This window comes from Arcticibacter sp., from assembly GCF_045629565.1.
In the GTDB taxonomy this organism is placed as follows: Bacteria; Bacteroidota; Bacteroidia; order Sphingobacteriales; family Sphingobacteriaceae; genus Arcticibacter.
In genome coordinates this window covers 1-5,620 of sequence record NZ_JAZQRL010000023.1, presented here as the reverse complement: position 1 = coordinate 5,620, position 5,620 = coordinate 1, and the positions used below count along the sequence as shown (strand labels likewise).

5 protein-coding genes are annotated in these 5,620 nt (G+C 41.6%); 2 read left to right on the top strand and 3 right to left on the bottom strand.

The features are described 5' to 3' along the window. The coding region (locus ACKI5J_RS02575; protein WP_407426202.1) for a tRNA dihydrouridine synthase at window positions 1-737 on the top strand (737 nt) is incomplete at its 5' end. Between the two features lie 137 nt (window positions 738-874). Here ACKI5J_RS02575 and ACKI5J_RS02570 read toward each other — a convergent pair. Genes ACKI5J_RS02570 through ACKI5J_RS02560 form a run of 3 tightly spaced genes read right to left on the bottom strand, consistent with a single transcriptional unit; the run spans window position 875 to window position 4,346 of the window. Beyond that, window positions 875-2,365, bottom strand: a complete 1,491-nt coding sequence (locus ACKI5J_RS02570; protein ID WP_407426200.1) for an ABC transporter substrate-binding protein — start codon at window positions 2,363-2,365, stop codon at window positions 875-877. A gap of 58 nt (window positions 2,366-2,423) precedes the next feature. Continuing rightward, complete coding sequence (locus ACKI5J_RS02565; protein ID WP_407426198.1) at window positions 2,424-3,332, bottom strand: carbohydrate ABC transporter permease; 909 nt, start codon at window positions 3,330-3,332, stop codon at window positions 2,424-2,426. A 39-nt stretch (window positions 3,333-3,371) separates the two neighbouring features. Next, window positions 3,372-4,346 (bottom strand): ABC transporter permease, encoded by a 975-nt coding sequence (locus ACKI5J_RS02560; protein WP_407426196.1) that lies wholly within the window; start codon window positions 4,344-4,346, stop codon window positions 3,372-3,374. 644 nt (window positions 4,347-4,990) lie between these two features. On the opposite strand from ACKI5J_RS02560, the gene ACKI5J_RS02555 reads away from it, so the two are divergent. Then, window positions 4,991-5,620, top strand: a 630-nt coding sequence (locus tag ACKI5J_RS02555; protein ID WP_407426194.1) for an S-layer homology domain-containing protein, incomplete at its 3' end; no start/stop codon positions are given.

The window sequence follows — 5,620 nt, the reverse complement described above, 5'->3', positions numbered from 1 at the left end:
ATAAACCTAAATTTTTTGAACAGATGAGTATCGATATGAAGAAACTTGGTTTTCGTGGTATCGATTTAAACATGGGATGCCCCGTACAAAACGTTGCATCCAATGGAAAAGGTGCTGGATTGATACAACATCCTGAAGTTGCAGCAGAAATCATTCAAGCAGCAAAAGCAGGCGGATTGCCGGTTAGTGTTAAAACAAGATTGGGTTACTTTGACATTGACGAGTGGCGCGATTGGTTAGGACATATATTGAAACAAGATATTGCGAATCTTTCCATTCACCTTCGTACAAAGAAAGAGATGAGTAAAGTAGATGCACACTGGGAACTGATTCCTGAAATCAAAAAATTGCGCGATGAAATTGCTCCAAATACGTTATTAACGATTAATGGAGATATTCCTGACCGTGCAACAGGATTAAAATTAGTGGAGCAATACGGCGTTGATGGAGTCATGATTGGCCGTGGTATTTTCACCAATCCATTTGCTTTTGAAAAAGAACCTAAAGAACATAGCGCGAAGGATTTTCTCCATTTACTTCTTTTACAGTTGGATCTTCATGATAAATATGCAATGGAAACCGAACCACGTTCATTTAAACCGCTTCTTCGCTTTTTCAAAATCTATGTTCGTGGATTTAAAGGCGCAGGAGAACTAAGAAACCAATTAATGGATACCAAGTCAACAGATGAAGTACGTCGTTTAGTAAAGCCGGTTTTAGAAAGAGAATTAGATTGAATCATACCCACCTGCACCACCTACTCAATCGCCATGCGTGGCAAAACAAAAAAGCACCGAGAATTTCGGTGCTTTTTGTATTTTCATCTTGGACTATTAGAGCATAATCGGCATCGGATGTGGAAAGAATAATCAACTTAATGACTTGCGATATAGGCATCATACTGTTTCTGGGCTTCATTCTGGATATCTCTGATTCCTGCAGATTCCAGTTCCTTCATCATCTTCGGCAATGTAACCGCTGGATCAATTGTTCCAGTATTAAGTCCGGCTGTGTATTTATCTGCAATAACTTTAGCAGCAGCAACCTGTGCAGATACGTTGGTGATATCGAAAGCAAAGCCTATAGACTTGGTAGCTTTCAGATCCTTATACCCATCGAAAATTTTGTTCCACATATCCGGGTCTGCCTCGACACCTTCAGAAGCCTCCACTGTACTTAGAGAATAAGAACCCTGGGAGAAGGGCCATGGACCATAGTTATCACGGCCAAGTTGCGTCTTGACAGCAAGACCTTTTTCATTCTTGTCCCAATGCACGCCTGGTACACCATAACGGAGAATATCACGATACTCTTGATTGGTATTTATTAATTCCTGGAGTTTGAGTGCAGCGTCGATATTTTTGGAGCTAGCAGATATCGCATTCATAGATCCACGGATGGAAGCAGTGGAGAGGAACGGACCACTGTATTTGGAGATCAGCTGGGTGTATCCGTCACCGCCGGACCAGATCGCATCTGCTCCATAAAAGCCCTGGCCATTCTTGATTGCAGAATACTTGCCTACGTCTTCAACGGTAGCCGCATCCTGGTTGATGTAACCGGCTTTATACCAACTGTGCAAAGCTGTAACACGATCTGTGAGATCTGGATGCTCATAAGTAATAACAATTTTGTTCTCGTCGGCAGTTCCGATCGCAGAGTACGGAATACCAAGCATAACGTCACGGTTAATCATATCAAAGCTGCTGTCAATTCCCGCAAGACCGCCCTTTACTAGCTTAAGGGGGTATTCTGCATTGGCGGCAGCTTTATTACCAGCTTTCCATGCATCCTTAGCTGCTTTGAGGAAAGGCTCGATCTCTATGAAGTCCATCTGATCCTTGACTTCCATCTTCAATTCATCTACGAACAGAGCCTTATCAAAGCGCCAGAAAATTTCTGCAGCATAGTCCTTCTTAACCGGAATAGCAAAAATCTTACCGTTAACTTTAGCGCCTTCCCATACCACTTCAGGCATGGTCTCATAGAGTTTCGGGGTCAAATCCTTCACTTTGTCAGTGATGTCTGCAAAGTAGCCTGCCTGAGCTTGCACTGCAAAGTTGTTGAACCACTCGCTGGTAAAAACCATATCATATGATTCACCGGAGGAAAGAGCAAGTTTGGTTTTCTCGTCATTATAATAAAGAGTCTTTACAGTAACGTTGATTGCAGGAATGGATATCTCGTTGAGCTTTTCTTCAACTTTTGCCTGATCTACGGGAACCTTGCCCGGATCACCCATAATCCAGATTAGTTCTTTAGGTTTGCCTGAATTCTGCGTTTCATCTTTCGATCCAGAGCTGCACCCCGATGCTGCTACTATAACGATAGATACCAGCATCATAATTAACACTCTCTTTTTCATATACACCCTCCTAATATTAAATTCACCGGAATATCCCGGGTAATGCCTCTTCGAAGGCTTATCCCTTTACGGCTCCAATTGTCAGGCCGGAGATGAAATACTTCTGAAAGAACGGGTATGAGAGGGCAATGGGAATGATTACAATCATGACGATCGCCATACGGGTTGATTCGGCTGGAAGAGTGGCTGTTGTGCTGTCCGGTGACATATACTGGGCGCTGCGGCTGAGAAATTCGATATTTCTCTCAATACTGATTAATACATACTGCAAAGGATATAACTCCAGATGGCTGGACTGAATGTACAGCATTGCGCTGAACCAGTCATTCCAATAACCAAAGGAAAGAAACAATCCAATGGTCGCCATCACCGGCAGAGAGATTGGCAGCACAATGCTAAAGAAGATTCTCATTTGACTCGAACCGTCAATCTTTGCAGATTCAATAATGGAGTCGGGAAGTGTAGTTTGAAAAAAAGTCCTCATTATAATTATGTAGAAAGAAGATACAGCAATTGGCAAAATCAATGCTAAATAGGTATTTGCAAGCTTCAGCACCTGGGTATTGATCAAGTATGATGGAACTAGCCCACCGCTAAAAAGCATAGGAATGAATATAAAATAGGTAAGAAACTTTTTCAATTTAAAGGATGGGCGGGATAACACATAACCCATGGTTGCATTGAGGTATAGGCCAATAATCGTACCGATCACCGTTACAAAGACTGAGACAAACGTTGCAGTGCCGATGGAACTGCGTTCGCGCCACAAATAGGAATATGCATCTAATGACCACTCCAACGGCAAGAAGCTATATCCTATTTTTTCTATAGACTCACTGGATGATAGAGAAATAATAGCTACAAATAAAACGGGAACCACACACAATAGTGCAATTATCATAAACAGGCTAGTGAAGATGATGTTGGTAGGAACGGATATACGGTTGAATTTCTCTACTGAAGTCATTTCTCTACGACTTATTTGCATTTATCTCCCTTCTTCCTATTAAAATAACGAATTCTCAGAGTTTATTCTCTTCACAATCCAGTTGGCAATCAAAATGGTAATTAGGCCAAGCACAGATTGTAATAAACCGGCTGCGGAAGCAAAGCCGATATTGTTGAGACCGGTAAGCGCCTTGTACACGTATACATCAATCGTCTGCGTCACATCAACTAACGGACCAGAGTTGCGCGGCACCTGGTAAAACAACCCAAAATCGGTTGAGAAAATACGTCCTACCGCTAGAATAAACAAAATAATAATGATGGGTTGCAGTAAGGGCAGTGTAATATATTTTACCTGCTGCCATTTGGTGGAGCCGTCCATTATAGCGGCTTCATATAATGATTCGTCGATTCCGGATATGCCGGCTAAATAGATCACCATTCCATACCCGATAGACTTCCATAAATATACCAACACTAGAATATAGGGCCAATATTCCGACATCATATACCATTGAACGGGATCACTCCCATTCATTTCGAGCAGTTTGCTCATCAAGCCGTTCTCTGTGCTCAGAAAAGCAAATACGAAATAGCTCACCACCACCCAGGAAAGGAAGTGTGGAAGAAACATGGACGTCTGGCTAATCTTACGCATCTTTTTGGAACGCAGCTGGGAGATCATTAAAGCTAATGCGACTGTGACAAATGTACCTAGTACAATAAACACGATATTGTATAAAATAGTGTTTCGGAACATGATCCAAGCATCCGGTGTCGAAAAGAGGAACTTGAAATTGTCTAAACCCATAAATTTGCTCTTTAGCAAGCTTTCGATAAATCCGGCTCCTGGCATTGGCCTGAACTGTTTGAAGGCGATAATGATTCCGAACATCGGCAAATAACAAAATGCAAGAAACCATAATACAGTAGGCGCAGCCAGAAATGTCAATTCAAAATCATCCTTGCTGAAACGTCGCTTAAAACGCAATATATCCTCCTCCTCGCTGTGAAAACTGTTTGCGATGATCAAAACAAAGAGAACAACTGTTTTATGGACTGTTTGCTAATACGTTGGTGGGTTGAGAAGTGCCTAGGAGGGGTTTAAGGAGTTGAAGGTTTTGTAGATACAAATGAAGAAGCTTGGTTCGTTCTTACTGGTTATTTCTATTCACTTATTTAATGTTAATTATGTTAATTAAATCCATTTTATTAAATTAACTATAGATTAAGATCAATCAATATGCAAGTGAAATTTACTAATAATTACTTCAATGCCTCCTCTCTTTCTTAAAAACAGAAAACATCTTAGAGTAATTCTCATTATTCTAAGGTGTTTTCATTGTTACACAATGTGGAGCAACCTCATACTTATCGACATCTGAAGGCATATTACATGGTAGCTTAGCCCAATTAAGAAACTTAAAGAAATCTTTAAGTTCGCTCTTGCTATGCACTAAGCATGATATTATAAACCCAAGTGACTTTACTCATACTTCGGGAGGATCAACTCTATGAAAAGCGAATGATATGTTACGTGGCATGAAGGTCTCATTGGTGTCCAGCTAGATGAATAGGACTTTATACCCATGTAAAATTTATGTTATTTTGTCGAAAGTAGTCATATAAAATTAGTATGGAGGTCATTTATCGATGATGAGAAAGAATCTAAGTCGAATGTTAGTTATTTTGTTGATAGCAACCTTCCTCTTCCCAACAGTAGGGAATGCCGCGGATATGACTACTCAGGAAAAGTATGATGCTTTAGCAGCGAAAGGGATTTTTGCCGGATTCAACGGCGAAGCTGCACTTGATGAGAATATGAGTCGTGCACAATTTGCTAGAGTAGCTGCGTTAATCTTAGGTCTTGAAGGAATCGGAGCTACGGATACTAAGGTTGTAACCGAAAAGCCTTTCAGTGATGTGGAATTGGGATTATGGTATACAGAAGAGATTGCAGCTGCTAAGGAGGCTGGCGTTTTCGTAGGAAACTCGGATGGTACCTTTAACCCTAAAGGCGATATTAGCGTCCAAGAGCTGGCGGTCGTACTTACAGGCCTACTTGGACTTGAACCTGTGGAAGGTGCCACAGTTGAAGGAGCCGCAGATTGGGCAGCAGGGTATGTTAAAGCGTTACAAGACGCAAAAGTTGATTTTCCAACGAATTATACAGAGCCTGCAACGCGCGCGCAACTTGCTTCTTTATCCTTCCAAGCAGATGCGGTGATAGCGCCGCAGAGGGCTGAGGAGGAAGCGAAGAAGAAGGCTGAAGAAGAAGCGAAGAAGAAGGCTGAAGAAGAAGCGAAG